Source organism: Streptococcus sp. 2022WUSS037 (assembly GCF_044427225.1).
Classification (GTDB): Bacteria; Bacillota; Bacilli; order Lactobacillales; family Streptococcaceae; genus Streptococcus.
The window spans coordinates 195,362-210,211 of record NZ_JAOTGJ010000001.1; the positions used below are offsets into that span (position 1 = coordinate 195,362).

Annotated in this window: 16 protein-coding genes; 5 read left to right on the plus strand and 11 right to left on the minus strand. The window is 44.5% G+C overall.

Annotated features, from left to right (window positions below):
• Positions 1-102 precede the first annotated feature (102 nt).
• A complete protein-coding gene (locus tag ODU55_RS00930) occupies positions 103-762 on the plus strand; it encodes a metal-dependent transcriptional regulator (protein ID WP_398581572.1) in 660 nt (219 codons plus the stop codon).
• Positions 763-775: 13 nt separating this feature from the next.
• Here ODU55_RS00930 and ODU55_RS00935 read toward each other — a convergent pair whose 3' ends face one another.
• The 5 genes from ODU55_RS00935 to ODU55_RS00955 form a co-directional block, all read right to left on the minus strand.
• Positions 776-1,051 carry a hypothetical protein gene (locus tag ODU55_RS00935; RefSeq protein WP_398581573.1) on the minus strand — a complete coding sequence of 92 codons (276 nt, stop codon included), beginning with the start codon at positions 1,049-1,051 and terminating at the stop codon, positions 776-778.
• Positions 1,052-1,147: 96 nt separating this feature from the next.
• A complete protein-coding gene (locus tag ODU55_RS00940) occupies positions 1,148-1,822 on the minus strand; it encodes a lysostaphin resistance A-like protein (RefSeq protein WP_398581574.1) in 675 nt (224 codons plus the stop codon).
• Between the two features lie 851 nt (positions 1,823-2,673).
• Positions 2,674-2,859 (minus strand): hypothetical protein, encoded by a 186-nt coding sequence (locus ODU55_RS00945; RefSeq protein ID WP_105159389.1) that lies wholly within the window; start codon positions 2,857-2,859, stop codon positions 2,674-2,676.
• Positions 2,860-2,920: 61 nt separating this feature from the next.
• Entirely contained in the window at positions 2,921-3,364 is a 444-nt protein-coding gene (dtd, locus tag ODU55_RS00950; protein WP_398581575.1) for a D-aminoacyl-tRNA deacylase, read from the minus strand.
• A 1-nt stretch (position 3,365) separates the two neighbouring features.
• Entirely contained in the window at positions 3,366-5,567 is a 2,202-nt protein-coding gene (locus tag ODU55_RS00955; protein ID WP_398581576.1) for a RelA/SpoT family protein, read from the minus strand.
• 414 nt (positions 5,568-5,981) lie between these two features.
• On the opposite strand from ODU55_RS00955, the gene sntA reads away from it, so the two are divergent.
• Positions 5,982-8,423, plus strand: a complete 2,442-nt coding sequence (gene sntA / locus ODU55_RS00960; RefSeq protein WP_398581577.1) for a heme-binding protein SntA — start codon at positions 5,982-5,984, stop codon at positions 8,421-8,423.
• Positions 8,424-8,478: 55 nt separating this feature from the next.
• Positions 8,479-9,003, plus strand: a complete 525-nt coding sequence (locus ODU55_RS00965) for a GNAT family N-acetyltransferase (protein WP_398581578.1) — start codon at positions 8,479-8,481, stop codon at positions 9,001-9,003.
• A gap of 358 nt (positions 9,004-9,361) precedes the next feature.
• On the opposite strand, the gene ODU55_RS00970 is transcribed toward ODU55_RS00965, so the two are convergent.
• The 4 genes from ODU55_RS00970 to prmA form a co-directional block, all read right to left on the minus strand.
• Positions 9,362-9,685 carry a hypothetical protein gene (locus ODU55_RS00970; protein WP_398581579.1) on the minus strand — a complete coding sequence of 108 codons (324 nt, stop codon included), beginning with the start codon at positions 9,683-9,685 and terminating at the stop codon, positions 9,362-9,364.
• A 242-nt stretch (positions 9,686-9,927) separates the two neighbouring features.
• Complete coding sequence (locus tag ODU55_RS00975) at positions 9,928-10,644, minus strand: DUF554 domain-containing protein (protein WP_398581580.1); 717 nt, start codon at positions 10,642-10,644, stop codon at positions 9,928-9,930.
• 4 nt (positions 10,645-10,648) lie between these two features.
• Entirely contained in the window at positions 10,649-11,395 is a 747-nt protein-coding gene (locus ODU55_RS00980) for a 16S rRNA (uracil(1498)-N(3))-methyltransferase (protein ID WP_398581581.1), read from the minus strand.
• A gap of 1 nt (position 11,396) precedes the next feature.
• Positions 11,397-12,350 carry a 50S ribosomal protein L11 methyltransferase gene (gene prmA, locus ODU55_RS00985; RefSeq protein ID WP_044760364.1) on the minus strand — a complete coding sequence of 318 codons (954 nt, stop codon included), beginning with the start codon at positions 12,348-12,350 and terminating at the stop codon, positions 11,397-11,399.
• A gap of 234 nt (positions 12,351-12,584) precedes the next feature.
• Here prmA and ODU55_RS00990 point away from each other — a divergent pair, with 234 nt between their 5' ends.
• Positions 12,585-12,692, plus strand: coding sequence for a putative holin-like toxin (locus tag ODU55_RS00990; RefSeq protein ID WP_220125338.1), 108 nt, complete (start codon positions 12,585-12,587; stop codon positions 12,690-12,692).
• Positions 12,693-12,864: 172 nt separating this feature from the next.
• Here ODU55_RS00990 and ODU55_RS00995 read toward each other — a convergent pair whose 3' ends face one another.
• Positions 12,865-13,335: a DUF3013 family protein gene (locus ODU55_RS00995; protein ID WP_398581582.1), complete on the minus strand. Its 471-nt coding sequence runs from the start codon at positions 13,333-13,335 to the stop codon at positions 12,865-12,867.
• Position 13,336: 1 nt separating this feature from the next.
• A complete protein-coding gene (locus ODU55_RS01000) occupies positions 13,337-13,672 on the minus strand; it encodes a MazG nucleotide pyrophosphohydrolase domain-containing protein (RefSeq protein WP_398581583.1) in 336 nt (111 codons plus the stop codon).
• Positions 13,673-13,741: 69 nt separating this feature from the next.
• Here ODU55_RS01000 and ODU55_RS01005 point away from each other — a divergent pair.
• The coding region (locus ODU55_RS01005) for a replication-associated recombination protein A (protein ID WP_398581584.1) at positions 13,742-14,850 on the plus strand (1,109 nt) is incomplete at its 3' end.

The window sequence follows — 14,850 nt, forward strand, 5'->3', positions numbered from 1 at the left end:
AGGTACGCTTAACTTTAGTTTTAATATATATTAAAAAATTCTTTCTGTCAATCATTTTTATAAAATTTTGGTATACTATTCTTAACTAGAAAGTGAGAGACTATGACACCAAACAAAGAAGACTACCTGAAAGTCATTTACGAACTCGGACAGACTGACCAAAAAATCACCAATAAGCAAATTGCTGAAAAGATGAATTTTTCTGCCCCAGCCGTTTCGGAAATGCTTAAAAAAATGGTGAATGAGGAACTGATTGAAAAAGACAAGACAGCCGGCTATCTCCTTAGCCAAGCTGCCTTGGAAATGGTAGCCAATCTCTACCGCAAGCACCGCCTGATCGAAGTCTTTTTGGTCGAACAGCTGGGCTATTCCCCTGAACAAGTCCATGAAGAAGCTGAAATTTTGGAACACACCGTTTCAGACCATTTTATCAACCGACTGGATAAACTCCTAGGTTATCCCCAAACCTGTCCACACGGCGGCAGCATTCCCAAAGAGAACCAGTTGCTCGCGGAACGCTATCAAACCCGACTTTCCCAACTGACAGAAACAGGCTCCTACCAACTGGTTCGAATCCATGATTTCTACCAACTCCTCCAATATCTGGAGCAGCACGAGTTAGCCCTCGGAGATCAACTGCTTGTGACGGATTTTGACCACTTTGCCCGGACCATTACCATCCAGTACAAGGACAAAGAACTGGCTATTCCTACTACCATCGCCCATGATTTATTCGTAGAAAAAACCAATCGCCCAGCCTAAACAAGCTGAGCGATTATTTTTTCTTCATGTTACGAAAAATGGATCTAGTTTTAAAAAACAGTTGCCCACATACATACACTAACCAAAGTAGGAAACCGATATAAAAACAGCCCAATAGAAAGTAGGGGTTATAGGTTAAAGGCTGCAAGACAAACATGAGAATCCCTACCAAACCCCATCGCATACCCCAGGTCATCTTTCTCTGGATAATCCACTCCAGCCAATCTTCTCTAGTTGAACTTCTGGTGTCCAGATATTCTTGATTAAGGTCCTGAAAAAATTTTCTCATCTTCCTGCTCCCCTCTGCACTTGATAGTTAGCAATTATAAAATTGCCACTTATCCTCAGTATACAGGCATTTCCCCAAAATGTCTACTGTCAATTTTTATCCACCAATCTGCACCAAACCAAATAAAATTTGAAGGAATAAAATGGAGGCATTATAGAAGCTATGTGCAAGGATAGTATCCGTCATTCGTCTATTGCACATATACAGATAGCCCAGATAAGCCCCTGTGATAAAGTGACCAAAAAATGCCACCGAAAAGCTCCAAGTATGACAATAGGCAAATAGAAGGGCAGAAAATACGATGACCATTTGAGGATACTTAGGAAAATACTGGGCTGTCTTTTCTAACAAAATCCCTCTGTAAAGAAATTCTTCTAAAACTGGAGCAAACAAGACAACTGAGAGAGCCATCACCCAAAAATTGTCCGAATTTAACTGATTGACTATATCCAAGGCGTTAGAATCACTAAGGCTAAGACCCAAATACTGCCAAAGGAGGTTCAGGCAAGTTTGTCCCGCAAATACCAGTGCTGTCATTCCGACTATTTTAAAAATATTCAGCTTCTCTCTTGAAAAGACTTGATGCTTCATCATTCCTCGTCTGATGACAGAAAGTAGTGCCAATATTGCAAGACCAAGCCCTATCATGACTGCAAGTTTTAAAAGCATATTCTCTTGAAAGGCTGTTATCCCCACATAAACTGGAAATTGAATGAGCAAAGTGAGTAGCAAGGTACCCACTGCTAAACCGATTGATTTTATTATTTTCATATTCTACTTATTTTTTATCTATTACAACTAATTCCGAGTTTCATTTTTATATGTATGATAACTCAGAGTTAATATTCCTACTAACCCCAGTATATTTAGAATATACTGCAAGTAGTCTGTCACTCGAAACAAGTTTAGTATTCCCATCATTAATAGTATAAACAAGGGAATAATAGTTAAATGTCCAACTTGACTTGATAGACCCACCGATGTATAATAAACATAGAAAAAGGGAGTTGTCAGAAACAACTACCCCTTGCAGAACCGTTTAAGACGGTGGCTGTTTACAAATTATTTAAAAAATAACCGTTAACCTGCCAAAGTTATAGACGGTTATTTTTTTGTCGTTTTTACCAATTCAAGAACTAACATCACGAGAGCGATAAAAGAAAATAGTCATTCAGTTTACTTTTAGTACTAGGCAACGAGCTGCAGACAGTACTGGAGTACGGCAAAGCGAGTTAACGAAGTAATAAAAGAAAAACTGGATGACTGTACCAGCTACAAAAATGAGTGTTAGCCACTCAAAGGTTGACAAAGATAGCTTCTCCTTTCTGTTAGATTTTGATGATTTGCAGAGTAGAACAAAAAGTTCCATTCCACTTCTCTTAATTCTCGTCAACATCTCAGCGCAGTGGTTGATTGGCAGATTTGTTCGTGCTTCGCACTCCAAATCTGACCTAATCAACTGTGCGGGGGCGGTAAGACGAACTCATCTTCTACTAGTTGAGTTCTGTACCGCTCCCACCTACCTTTCAGAAATTAGATCCACCGTCTTTACTTTTCTGCAAAAACTATTATAGCATATTTAATAAAGAATTGTAGTCCAATTTCCACATCAAAAAACCAGCCTACTTGGGCTGGTCTTCTTGGAGTCGCTCTTTAAGGCGGCGACGGTATAAAATCTGTGAGGGAATGAAGTAAAGAAAGCTTGCTAGAATAATCCAGCGTTTATCTAAATCGCTAAGATAGATGGCTACTATCAAAACAAAGGCGAGAATTAAATAAAAGAAATGATTGGTCAATAACTTTTTCATTGGGCACCTCCACATTTTCTTGATATTAGTATACCAAATTTACATATAGATGTATAGAGGTCTAGCGATTTTTCGTATCCAAAACAATGGTCACCGGCCCATCATTGACCAGACTGACCGCCATATCCGCCCCAAAAACGCCTACTTCAACAGGCACAAAGGCTGCTAGGGCTTTGTTAAAAGCATCATAGAGTTGGCTGGCTAGGGCAGGAGCTGCTGCTCCTGTAAAGGCAGGGCGATTGCCTTTTTTTGTGTCCGCAAAAAGGGTAAATTGGGAAATGGATAAAATCTTGCCCCCTATATCTTGAACGGACTTGTTCATCTTGCCTGCCTCATCTGAAAAAATCCGCATATTGACGATTTTTCGAACAGCATAGTCCAGGTCTTCCTGGCTGTCATCTGGCCCCACACCGACTAGGAGCAAAAGCCCTTGTTCAATTTGCCCATGGATGCTTCCGTCGATAGTCACACTGGCCTGTGATACACGTTGTAATACAATTTTCATCTTATCCGTTGGTCCTTTTCACTGAGTAAACTTCTGGCACCGACTTGATCTTGTCCACCAGACTGGTCAAGGTCGCCAAATTGGAAATACCAAAGGAAACGTGGATGGTTGCAAACTTCATATCCTTGGTTGGCTGGGCATTGACCGAAGAAATATTCTTGCTGGCATTTGTCAAAACCTTGAGAACATCGTTGAGGAGACCTGAACGGTTGAGCCCGTAGATGTCAATGTTTGCCATGTATTCCTTGGTCGAATTTTCATCCTCCCAACCGACATCAATCAGGCGGACATCATAGTTTTCCTGACTCTTGAGGTTCATACAGTCTACACGGTGAACAGCTACCCCACGCCCCTTGGTGATGTAGCCGACAATTTCATCGCCAGGTACTGGATTGCAACATTTGGCAATCCGTATCAGCAGCCCTGACGCTCCTTCAATCACCACGCCACCTTCGTGACGGATTTTCAAACTATCTTTGTTGTCGTGTTTGACTTCGCCACCGTTGACCAATTCGTCCGCGACAGCTTTGGCTTTAGCTCGCTCGGCTTCGCGGCGTTCTTTCTCTGTCAGACGGTTAAAGACTGACACGGCAGATATTTCTCCAAAACCAACTGCCGCAAAAAGGGATTCGTCGGTCTTATAGCTGGTCTTTTGCAGGACTTCGTCCATGTGGCGACGATCTAGATACTGGTTGGGAACGTAGCCATTTTCTTGGAGCAGGTTCTGAAGCATCTCACGCCCCTTTGAAACAGACAATTCCTTGTCCTGATTCTTGAAGAACTGCTTGATTTTGTTGCGGGCCTTGTGAGTTTTAACTAGGTTGACCCAGTCACGACTTGGACCGAAAGAGTTGGCAGAGGTGATGATTTCCACCTGATCGCCTGTCTTAAGCTTGGTCGTCAGAGGCACCATACGGCCGTTAACCTTGGCACCTGTCGCCCGCTCACCAACCTTGGTGTGAATTTCATAGGCGAAGTCAATGGGCACAGAGTCCTTAGGCAATTCACGCACAGCGCCATCTGGCGTAAAAACGTAAATACGCTCTGTAAAAATATCGTCCTTGACAGAATCGACGAAGGATTGGGCATCTCCGGCTCCTTCTTGGAGTTCAATCAGGTTGTTAATCCAGCGCAGTTCTTTTTCGCTGGCAGTTGCCTTGCCACCACGCTTGTAGGCCCAGTGAGCCGCCACTCCGTACTCTGCCACCTGATGCATTTCCACTGTCCGAATCTGGAACTCAATCGGTCCCTTTGGTCCATAGACTGTCGTATGGATGGACTGGTAGCCATTGGCTTTTGGACTAGCAATGTAGTCCTTGAATCGACCAGGCATCGGCTTCCATAGTTCATGGATATAGCCCAACATGGCATAGACATCGCTTGGTGTATCCATCAAACAACGGATGGCCGTCAAGTCGTACAGCTCATCAAAGCGTTTTTTCTTGTCATGCATCTTCCGATAGATAGAGTAGATGTGCTTAGGACGACCGTAAATCTGACCATGTAGATGGCGCTCCTCTGTATATTCTCGCAACTTGTCAACAACTTCATTGACCAATTCTTCCCGCTCACGACGCTTTTCCCTCATCATGTGGGTAATCTTGTAAAACTCAACTTCATTCAAGTAGCGGAAAGACATATCTTCCAATTCCCACTTGATTGAAGAAATACCTAGACGGTGGGCAAGCGGTGCATAGATTTCCATCGTTTCACGTGAAATCCGTTCTTGTTTGTCCTTGCGCAAGTGCTTGAGGGTCCGCATATTGTGGAGACGGTCTGCCAGCTTAACCAAAATCACTCGCATGTCTTGGGACATGGCAATCAGCATGTTGCGGTGGTTTTCAGCCAACTGCTCCTCATGAGACTTGTACTCGACCTTACCCAGCTTGGTCACACCACCGACAATATGGCGAACCTCTGGTCCAAATTCAGCTTCCATATCGTCCAGTGTCACATCGGTATCTTCGACCACATCATGTAAGAAGCCACAGGCTACGGTTACTGCATCAAGCTTAAGCCCTGCCAAAATTCCCGCTACTTGGATGGGGTGAACAATATAAGGTTCTCCTGATTTACGAAATTGAAGTTTATGAGCCTCAGTAGCATAGTTCAAAGCTTTCTCAATAAAGGCTACATCATCAGCTGGAAGATAGCTTGCTGTCAGGGCAACAACTTCCTCGCCAGTGTAATTGATTTCTTTCATTTTTTCTTCCTCTTCCCGTTTCCTCCTATTCTACCATTTTCATGAAAAAAGAAAAAGGAATCTAACACTACTAACACAGATAAAAACTTAGAACCTGAATTCACAAGAGAAATGCTTGTAGATAAGAGAGGGTTTTTCACTAATCTAGACATTTTTTGAGGAAACGCTGACTGTATTTTGAAAAAAGAACGATGAGTAGCTGAAAAACAAGCCTCGGTGAAGTGCTGAACTGTGAATACAGATTTTCAGTTTCTTTTTTCTGTTAAAACCAGAAAAACATTCGCCTTTCACTCTGTTTTCATGTTTTTTTCAAATAATATCACCCAAACGTTCAGAATTAGTCTTGAATTTTATATTTCTTAGCTGTATAATGATTGTAGAAGATTATTATAAAAAAGAAAATGGAGGATTCTTATGAATTTTCGTTTCAGTAAGTGTGCCGTAGCACTCACACTAGCTCTCTTAGCTGCAAGCAATCCAAAATTAGCTCAAGCCGAAGAGATTCTCAATACAACTCCAGCTTCTTCAACAGAAGCAAGTCAGGCTGTACCAGTTGAAACTGACACCACAGAAAAAGCTGATAGTACAGAATCTCCTGCTCCAGCCACTACCGAAGCTGAAAATCCAAGCTCTTCCGAGACAGCTGAAACCAGTGATCCTACGAGCGAGACAACTGACACAACTGCTTCAGAGGCACGCACGGTCACTCCTGCTGCAACTGAAACTAGTCAGCCTGTTGAAGGACAAACTGTTGATGTTCGCATTCTCGCAACAACTGACCTCCATACGAACTTGGTCAACTATGACTATTACCAAGATAAACCAGTGGAAACGCTTGGTCTAGCAAAAACAGCTGTTCTTATCGAAGAGGCAAAAAAAGAAAATCCAAATGTTGTATTGGTAGATAATGGAGACACCATTCAAGGTACTCCTCTTGGAAATTACAAGTCTATCGTTGATCCTATTGAAGAAGGCGAACAACATCCTATGTACGCCGCCTTAGAGACGCTGGGATTTGACGTCGGTACACTTGGCAACCACGAATTTAACTACGGTCTTGCCTACCTCGAAAAAGTAATTCGTACAGCCAACATGCCTCTAGTCAATGCTAATGTCCTCGATCCGACTACGAAAGACTTTCTCTACACCCCTTATACCATTGTGAAAAAGACATTCACAGACACCGAGGGTAAAAATGTTACACTAAATGTCGGTGTTACAGGGATTGTTCCCCCTCAAATTCTCAACTGGGACAAAGCTTATCTAGAAGGAAAAGTGATTGTCCGTGATGCAGTTGAAGCCGTTCGCGATATTATCCCAACCATGCGAGAAAATGGCGCAGACATCGTTCTGGTCCTTTCCCACTCAGGTATCGGCGATGACCAATATGAAGTCGGCGAGGAAAATGTCGGTTACCAAATCGCCAGCCTGTCAGGAGTTGATGCGGTTATCACAGGTCACTCCCACGCAGAATTCCCAGGAACTGCCGAAAAACCAAGCTTCTACGCTAAATATTCTGGCGTGGATGATACAAATGGTAAAATCAACGGTACTCCTGTCACCATGGCGGGTAAATACGGTGATCACCTCGGCGTCATCGACCTCAATCTGGTCTTTAAAGATGGCAAATGGACAACTACTTCTAGCAAAGCGGCTATTCGTAAAATTGATACAAAATCATCTGTAGCAGATGGTCGCATCATTGACCTTGCTAAAGAAGCCCATAACGAAACCATCAACTATGTGCGCCAACAAGTCGGTGAAACAACTGCGCCAATCAACAGCTTCTTCGCCTTGGTGCAAGATGATCCTTCTGTACAGATTGTTAACAATGCACAGATTTGGTATGCAAAACAACAATTGGCGGGTACTTCAGAAGCTAATCTACCAATCCTATCTGCGGCTGCACCATTTAAGGCTGGTACTCGAGGCGATGCTTCAGCCTATACAGACATTCCTGCTGGCCCAATCGCCATCAAGAACGTAGCAGACCTTTACCTCTACGACAACGTTGTAGCCATCTTAAAAATCAACGGTGCTCAACTCAAAGAATGGTTGGAAATGTCCGCAGGGCAATTCAACCAAGTTGACCCAAGCTCAACAGAGCCACAAAACCTAGTCAACACAGATTTCCGCACTTACAATTTTGACGTTATTGACGGAGTAACTTATCAGTACGATATTACGCAACCAAATAAATACGATCGTAACGGTAAGGTAGTCAACGAAACTGCCAGCAGAGTTCGGAATCTGCAATACAATGGGCAAGATGTGACAGCTGATCAAGAATTCATCGTGGTTACCAACAACTACCGTGCAAACGGTACTTTCCCTGGGGTCCGCGAAGCTTCTGTCAATTACTTGCTCAACCTGGAAAACCGCCAAGCCATCATCAACTACATCATCTCTGAAAAGGTCATCAACCCAACTGCAGACAATAACTGGACCTTCACCGATAGCATCAAAGGTCTAGACCTCCGCTTCTTGACGGCAGACCGTGCGAAAGCTCTAGTTGCTGACCAAGAAGGTATTGTCTACCTACAGGCTTCAACTGCCAGCGAAGGGTTCGGTGAGTTCAAATTTGTCTATACTGAACCTAAAGTAGTAACTCCAGATGAACAGCAGTCAGAGCAAGGTAATACAGGTCAAGATATTGTACTCGAATCTGGTCAACGAATTACTCTTCCAGCGGTAAATCCACCAGCTCCTGCTCCACAACATAAATTGGCTAGTCCACATTCACAAGCGAGCACCAAGACACTCCCTGCAACAGGAGAAGCTACCTCTATGCTTAGTCTGCTTGGCCTCACTTTGATTGGTTTTGTCGGCGCATGGACTAAGAAAAAAGAACATTAAAATAATCAGCAAGAGTTTGGGAGCCCAAACTCTTCTGTTTTATAAAGGAGAAATTATGTTCCAAAACATTCCACACCTTACTAGCGCAACCTTATGCCTACGCCTCATCCGAGAAAACGATTTGGAAGACCTCTGGGAAATCTATTCCAACCCCATTCACTTTCAGATGACTCCCAACACCTCCACACAAAATAAAGAAACTCTCCGCAAGCGTATCGGTCATTTCCAAAGAGATTTTGACAAGAAAAAACGCCTGTTTCTAGGAGTAGAATGCGGGAGGAAATTGATTGGCGTTTTGGAAGTTTTTGACCACAAGAAACGGTCTGCGTCGGTGACCATTGGTTATCGGATTCACCACGCCTTCTGGAATCAAGGTCTGGCTAGCCAAGCAGTTAGCCTGCTCTGCCATTACTTGATAGAAGAATGCCAAATAAAAGCAATCGTCGCCCTCGTCCTACCCGAAAACCAAGCCTCACAAAAGGTACTGATAAAGAATAGCTTCCAACAAATCGGGCGAGTTGAGGAAGACTGGAAGGGATTGGGACAAGTTAACCTTTTAAGGTTTGAACGAAGACAGTAAAAAACAGGGCAATAATCAAGAGCTTGTTTTTTTCAAGCTCTTTTTTTACCCTCATATACTCTCTAGATGAATTAATCAAAGCATATAAAAATAGCTCGAAGACGTACTCGAGCCGTTTTTATATTTATATCGCTACTCCCAATAAATCGGTACATAGCGGGTTTCTTTGGGACTTTTTACTGTATAGGTTCCCAAATCTACCCAGTTTGATTAATTCGCTAACCGCTGTTCTACTCTAAACTCCTGACAAAGTATCGTTTTTTCTAGGCGAATGTTTCCATACTTCCTTGCAAAAACAGGGTAAGAAACGCTTTCTGAAGCAAAAACGAGATTCCCCAAAGCCGTTTTTCTAGGACGACTAAACTCCATAATTCTCTCCACCGTAAATCGAAGAAATCAGATTTTCACTCATAATGGTTTCATGATAGGTTGCTTCGAGATAAGTACGACTATCAGACGCTTGAAAACCTCGACTAGACGTACTCGATAATTGACGAATAAAAGCCTTTCTCACTTCATGATTTTCAAACTCATAGGTCTGCTCTGTTGCTTGATTATACAAAACCAATTCCGAGATAATCTGATAGCTAGTCCCTGAAACTCTACCAAATTGATTAAGAGCAACAAAGACTATCAAGAAAAATCCAAGAGCAGCAAAAATAGGGGTACTCAATCTTTTCATGGGCAATCTCCATCACATATCTCCTCAATCTTCGCTAATTGCAACGACCATTGAGCTATGAACGAATCCATCATGATCCTGTTTGTTCGAATCGTTCGGATCGATACATTCACTATTTGCTAACGTGTTTTCGGGACAAACTTCTTTCTTAAAACGACAGATCATTCATCTTTATCACAATTTATAGTATATCAACATATTTTTTAAAAAACAACTAATCAAGTATGTAAATGTAAACCAAATCATGTAAAATATGACCAAATAACTGCAATCACGATGGCTGGCAGCATGTTGGCCACGCGAATCTTTTTGTCCCAAACGATATTGAAACCGACACAGAAGATGAGGGCGGAGCCGATAAAGGAGAGATTGGCAAGGGCTTGATCCGTCATCAGAGGCTCAATCATGCGTGCCAAAAGAGTCACAGAGCCTTGAAAAATCAAAACCGGTACTGCCGAAAATCCTGCCCCCTTGCCCAAACTGGCCGTCATGATAAAGATGATGATAAAATCCAGAATACTCTTAATGGCGAGGAGGGTATAATCTCCCGTCAAGCCGTCTTGGATAGAGCCGATAATGGCCATGGCACCGATACAAACAGTAAGGGATGCCGTGAGAAAAGCATCTAAAAACTGAGAGTCCTGACCATTGCCAGACTTTTCACGCAGCCAGATACCCAAGCGCTCAAACCAACCTTCGATATGGAGCACTTCTCCTAAGAAAGTACCGAAAGCCAGACTGAGCACAAAGAGCAGGGTGTTCTGGGTGACCAGTTGACCATTTTCCACTCTTAAAAGACCTGTCAGCGTTCCAGAAATCCCTAAAAAGAGAATGGCAACGCCGCTAGCCAGAGTTAGCCCTGACTGATGTCGAGGTTTTAATAGATGACCAAACCAGGCACCCAAGAGGCCTCCAAGTGCGACGGCCAGTGTATTGATAATCGTTCCTAAAGCAAACATGACCTTACCTCAACAATTCCGTCGCGTAGCTAATGGCAGAAAGGGCATAGAGTGGAGCCGTCTCCGCTCGTAAGATACGAGGACCAAGACCTGTCTTGACCGCTCCTGCTCCTTCAAATGTGGCTACTTCCTCAGGCGACACGCCACCTTCTGGACCGACGATGACAAGGACTGATTGGCCAGCTTCTAAGCCAGATAAGATTTTCACCAGGTTGGCTTGTTCGCCTTCTTTGGCAGCCTCTTCGTAGGCTAAGATAATCTGGTCAAATCCTGCTAGTTGCGCTAGGAAATCCGCTTTTTTCTCAAACAAGCGAACAGCTGGAATGCGATTGCGTTTGCTTTGCTCGGCTGCTCCTTGGGCGATTTTTTCTAGCTTCTCTGCTTTTTTGCCTAATTTTTTACCGTCCCATTTGACCACTGACCAGGCCGCTGGAAAGGCCCAGAGGGCTGTCATGCCTAATTCCGTTGCCTTTTGGGCAACAAATTCGAGCTTATCTCCCTTGGGAAAGCCCATAGCAATGGTAACGGAGACAGGTAATTCAACATTGTCTGCCAATTCTTCGATGATTTCAACAGATTGGCTCTGGCTGTCTACTACCCGTGCCAAGCGTTTAATCCCGTCGTCAAAGACTAGGACAATCTGGTCATCTGCCTGCAATCGCATAACAGAAAACATATGCTTGGCTGTGTCCTTATCGCTAATCTGGAACACGCCCTGCGGCGCTCTGCCATTGACAAAATACTGCTGCATCTTAGCCTCCAATCACACCTGAGCGGTCAGTCGTCTTCTTAAAGACGCAGCAATTCCACTCGCCCTGAATCATGTGAGTCTCAAGGAAGAAGCCAGCCGCCTCCGCAGATGCTCGCACCATGTCCCACTTGTCCGCGATGATGCCGCTCATAATTAGGTAGCCCTCGTCCTTGACCAGACGGTAGGCATCCTCGGTCAGATGGATGAGAATATCCGCCAAGATGTTGGCAACGATGACTTCTGCCTCAATGTCAATGCCACGAAGCAAGTCACCTGCCGCGACATGAATATTGCTAGTATTGGCATTGAGATCAATGTTTTCCTGAGCTACACGCACCGCCACTTCATCTAAATCGTAAGCAAAGATTTCCTTAGCCCCAAGAAGAGAGCTAGCGATTGAGAGAACGCCTGAGCCTGTACCGACATCGATGACCGTTTCACCACCACGCAGGACCTGAGAAAGAGCAAAAAGGCTCATCTTAGTGGTCGGGTGGGTTCCCGTACCGAAAGCCATACCTGGATCCAGGCGGATGATTTTCTCACCAGCAGTCGCCTCATAGTCGGTCCAAGACGGTACAATGGTCAAATCGTGGGTAATGCGGGCTGGCTCATAGTATTTCTTCCAGTTGTCCGCCCAGTCTGCCTCTGCCAATTCCTGACTTTCTAAGCTGACCTGACCCGTTTCCAAGCCAAATCCTGGCAAATCCGCCAAGCGAGTCGCCAAGTCTGCCTTAACTTCCTCAATATCTACAGTATCAGGATAGTAAGCCGTAATCGCAATCATATCCGACTGCTCCACCTCGGGATAGAGTTCACCAAAACGGTCCTCCTGCCCCACATAGTCAGCTGAGTCGCTAATGGCCACCCCCTGACTGCCCGTTTCAATCATCAGATTTGAAACTGCCTCTTCTGCATCACGATGCACGTGAATCGTTAATTCTTGCCATGAGTTCATGTTTGTTTCCTTTTTCTTTTCTATGCGTCAATCACTGTATTATTGTACCGATTTCTAGCCTATTTTACAAGTTAATGTTACGCAATGGAGCCCTAATAATACTTTTTCGAAAATTTTCTAATCGCACTACGAATAAACATGTGTAGGAAAGTTTGAGACGGTGGTTCCAAGTTTCTGAACGGAGGTGATGCCCATGAAAGTGGACAGCAAATCTGCTAGAAAGGAGGAATGCTTTTGTCTGTAGCTGATGGGCTGATTGTCATGCTCACATTCGCAAGTCTACTTGTTGAAATGCTGAGCTTGATAATCGTCATCATTTTAGCTATTCGGGATAAAAAATAACCGTCAGCAAACTTTGACACAGTTCTGACGGTTATTTAATCTAACGAACTGAACCACCGTTTAGCGGTCCTGTCAGGGCGTTGAGCTGGAACTCAGCGCCTTTTCTATTTTTATAGTAGCAAAAGTTTTACCCGTAGTCAAGTCAGAACCAAACTTACAGGTATCTCGCTTCCTAGTACCTCGGATATGGGTAAAATTCTCCCTCCACCAAGTCTGCTCTGCCTTTTTCAAAGGCCTCACCGTCCCAAGCAATCGCAAATTCTTGTGCTTCTGGGTCCGCCAAAAAGTCCATGAGGTCATCTAAACCTTGGTCGGCGGTGTCCTTGAGAAAACCTGCGAAGTAGGTCAGAAACTCGGCTGAAAAGCCCTTCTTGGCGTCAAATGGCAGAGCGACCAGATAGTCTTCCTCGTCAAAGCGAGACTTGTCCTGGTTGTAGAAAAGGACATACTCCTCTAGGAAAATATCCTCCGCAGAGGCATTGCCTTCATCATCCACCGTTTCAATCCCAGCAACGTTCTGTGCCTCTAAGATGAAAGCCAGCTCAACTGCGTGGTTTTTCTTGTCCCAATTAAGCTCGTAATCGTAAGAAAAATGTTTATCCAGTGCCGCTTCCAGCACATCTAAAAAGCCATGTTTTGCCATTTTATTTCCTCTTTTCTATAAATTCCAATAAATTTATTTCTCGACCGTATTTGACGGAAGTCCGCTTGTCTTTCTCCAAAATGGACTTGGTTAAATCTAGTTGATTCACCGCTGCCAAGGCTACAGCATAGTGAATAACGTCAGCTAATTCTTCTGCCAGACGAGCAGAGCTGTCGTCTTCGCCATCCATCATCTTGCGGCCTGCACGCTGATTCAGTAGCTCTGCCACTTCACCAATTTCTTCCACTAATTTCATAAAGAGACTTTGCTCTGGAACTGTCGTCCCATAGTGGTCACGCAAGTATTCTTCCAAAACACCCACCGTCAACTCCGTCATCTTCGTTTCTCTCCAAATCCTAAAATTGTAGTATAATGATTATACCATAAATGCACTGAAAGGAAGCCTATGCCAGCCAATCTCGCCCTTCGTATGCGGCCCAAATCCATTGATGACGTCATCGGTCAGGAACACCTGGTCGGTCCTGGAAAGATTATCCGTCGCATGATTGATGCCAATATGCTGTCGTCCATGATTCTCTACGGTCCGCCAGGGATTGGCAAAACCTCGATTGCGTCCGCCATTGCTGGCACGACCAAGTATGCCTTTCGGACCTTTAATGCCACAACGGACAACCAAAAACGCCTGCAGGAAATCGCTGAAGAAGCCAAGTTTTCTGGCGGTCTGGTCCTCATGCTCGATGAAATCCACCGCCTCAACAAGACCAAACAGGACTTTCTGCTTCCTCTTTTGGAAAATGGCAATATCATCATGATTGGGGCAACGACGGAAAATCCATTTTTCTCAATTCTGCCTGCCATTCGTAGTCGGGTGCAGATTTTTGAATTGCAGCCTTTGCAAACCAGCCACATCCGACAGGCCTTGGAACTGGCTCTGACAGACAGCGAACGCGGTTTTGACTTCCCCGTCACCATTGAGCCTGAGGCTCTGGACTTCCTAGCCAATGCTACCAACGGTGACCTGCGTGCTGCTTACAATTCGCTAGAACTGGCTGTGCTTTCGACCAAGGAAAGCGACGACGGTAGCCGCCACATTGATCTGGACGCCGTGGAAAATAGCCTGCAAAAATCCTACATCAGCATGGACAAGAAGGGCGATGCCCACTACGACATTCTCTCAGCCCTGCAAAAATCCATTCGAGGCAGTGATGTCAATGCCAGCCTCCACTACGCCGCTCGTTTGATTGAGGCAGAAGACCTGCCTAGTCTGGCTCGTCGCTTGACGGTCATTGCCTATGAAGACATCGGCTTGGCCAATCCAGAGGCACAGATTCATACGGTGACTGCCCTTGAAGCTGCCCAGAAAATCGGATTTCCTGAAGCACGGATTTTGATTGCCAATGTGGTAGTCGATTTGGCTCTTTCTCCCAAGTCCAATTCTGCCTATCAGGCCATGGATGCAGCTCTAGCTGATTTGCGGAAAAATGGTCATCTACCTATCCCAAATCACCTGCGGGACGGCCATTATGCTGGTAGTAAGGAGCTGGGAAATGCTAT

Excerpts from the sequence above, each read along its gene's own strand:
- prmA (WP_044760364.1), bottom strand. The coding sequence starts at position 12,350 with ATGAACTCATGGCAAGAATTAACGATTCACGTGCATCGTGATGCAGAA.
- ODU55_RS00975 (WP_398581580.1), bottom strand. The coding sequence starts at position 10,644 with ATGTTTGCTTTAGGAACGATTATCAATACACTGGCCGTCGCACTTGGA.
- dtd (WP_398581575.1), bottom strand. The coding sequence starts at position 3,364 with ATGAAAATTGTATTACAACGTGTATCACAGGCCAGTGTGACTATCGAC.
- ODU55_RS00940 (WP_398581574.1), bottom strand. The coding sequence starts at position 1,822 with ATGAAAATAATAAAATCAATCGGTTTAGCAGTGGGTACCTTGCTACTC.
- ODU55_RS01000 (WP_398581583.1), bottom strand. The coding sequence starts at position 13,672 with ATGACGGAGTTGACGGTGGGTGTTTTGGAAGAATACTTGCGTGACCAC.
- ODU55_RS00935 (WP_398581573.1), bottom strand. The coding sequence starts at position 1,051 with ATGAGAAAATTTTTTCAGGACCTTAATCAAGAATATCTGGACACCAGA.
- ODU55_RS00955 (WP_398581576.1), bottom strand. The coding sequence starts at position 5,567 with ATGAAAGAAATCAATTACACTGGCGAGGAAGTTGTTGCCCTGACAGCA.
- sntA (WP_398581577.1), top strand. The coding sequence starts at position 5,982 with ATGAATTTTCGTTTCAGTAAGTGTGCCGTAGCACTCACACTAGCTCTC.
- ODU55_RS00995 (WP_398581582.1), bottom strand. The coding sequence starts at position 13,335 with ATGGCAAAACATGGCTTTTTAGATGTGCTGGAAGCGGCACTGGATAAA.
- ODU55_RS00930 (WP_398581572.1), top strand. The coding sequence starts at position 103 with ATGACACCAAACAAAGAAGACTACCTGAAAGTCATTTACGAACTCGGA.
- ODU55_RS00980 (WP_398581581.1), bottom strand. The coding sequence starts at position 11,395 with ATGCAGCAGTATTTTGTCAATGGCAGAGCGCCGCAGGGCGTGTTCCAG.
- ODU55_RS00945 (WP_105159389.1), bottom strand. The coding sequence starts at position 2,859 with ATGAAAAAGTTATTGACCAATCATTTCTTTTATTTAATTCTCGCCTTT.
- ODU55_RS00965 (WP_398581578.1), top strand. The coding sequence starts at position 8,479 with ATGTTCCAAAACATTCCACACCTTACTAGCGCAACCTTATGCCTACGC.
- ODU55_RS00970 (WP_398581579.1), bottom strand. The coding sequence starts at position 9,685 with ATGAAAAGATTGAGTACCCCTATTTTTGCTGCTCTTGGATTTTTCTTG.